Source organism: Phenylobacterium sp., from assembly GCF_036723115.1.
In the GTDB taxonomy this organism is placed as follows: Bacteria; Pseudomonadota; Alphaproteobacteria; order Caulobacterales; family Caulobacteraceae; genus Phenylobacterium.
This window is the reverse complement of the sequence record NZ_DAIMHV010000218.1, coordinates 1-1,154: the sequence shown is the minus strand read 5'-3', so window position 1 is coordinate 1,154 and position 1,154 is coordinate 1. Positions and strand designations below refer to the sequence as shown.

Sequence of the window (1,154 nt, the reverse complement as noted above, 5' to 3'; positions counted from 1 at the left end):
TCAGGCGGCGACCAGTTCCTCGGTGGGCAGGACGCCGGCCAGGTCGATGAGGGTGATGATCCCCTCCTCGGTGGTGATCATGCCATAGGCCAGGCCCCGGCCAGCGCTGTTGCCCAGCTCCGGCGCCGGCTGCACCTGATCCTCGGTGACCGCCAGGATGTCGCAGACCGCGTCCACCAGCAGGCCCACCGTCTTCTCCCCCAGGTCCACGACGATGACCACGGAGGAGGGCTTGGCCTCGCTGGCCGGCAGGCCCAGGCGCGTGGCCAGGTTCAGCACCGGCAGGACCGCCCCGCGCAGATTGATCACGCCGAGCACATAGGACGGCGCCTTGGGCAGGGGGGTGGAGGTGGTCCAGCCGCGGATTTCCCGCACCTGCTGGATGTTGAGGGCGAAAAGCTGCCCGCCGACGATCACGGTGATCAGTTCGGCGCCGTCGGTCAGGGTGAGAGCTTGGGTCATGTGGGGTCGCGCCTCCGGCCCGGTCCCGCAGACGGACCGGCTCGATCCCAGCTTTGCCGTGCGGAGTCCATCCAAGCGGTTAACGCGAGAGTAGCAAGCCTGCGACATCCGGGCGCAGGGGGGCGGGCGCAGGGCGGCTGAAGCCACGAAAAAGGGCGCGGCGGGGGTCCCGTCGCGCCCTCTGTCGTTTCGCCGCTGCGGCGCGGCCTTTAAGCGGCTTCCCGCGCCTCGGCCGGGGCCAGGCGGATCAGATAGTCGAAGGCCGACAGGGCCGCGCGGCTGCCCTCGCCCATGGCGATGACGATCTGCTTGTAGGGCGTGATGGTGGCGTCCCCGGCGGCGAACACCCCGGCCACCGAGGTCTGGCCCTTGGCGTCGGTCTCGATCTCGCCCCGCTGGGACAGGGCCACCCCGCCATTGGCCAGCCATTCGGTGTTGGGCACCAGGCCGATCTGCACGAAGATGCCGTCCAGCTCGACCTTGTGGCTCTCGCCCGTGCCGCGGTCGTTATAGGTCAGGCCCGTGACCTTGGCGCCGTCGCCCAGCACCTCGGTGGTGAGCGCCGAGGTGATGACGTCCACATTGGGCAGGCTCTTCAGCTTGCGTTGCAGCACCTCGTCGGCCCGCAGCTTGCCGTCGTATTCGATCAGGGTCACGTGGGCCACGATGCCCGCCAGGTCGATGGCCGCCTC

2 protein-coding genes are annotated in these 1,154 nt (G+C 69.6%); both read right to left on the bottom strand.

Features of this window, described 5'->3' with window-relative positions:
* Positions 1-462: a chemotaxis protein CheW gene (locus V7D28_RS14650; protein WP_333588122.1), complete on the bottom strand. Its 462-nt coding sequence runs from the start codon at positions 460-462 to the stop codon at positions 1-3.
* A 209-nt stretch (positions 463-671) separates the two neighbouring features.
* Positions 672-1,154 (bottom strand): FAD-dependent oxidoreductase (locus V7D28_RS14645; RefSeq protein WP_333588121.1); only part of this gene is annotated, 483 nt, incomplete at its 5' end.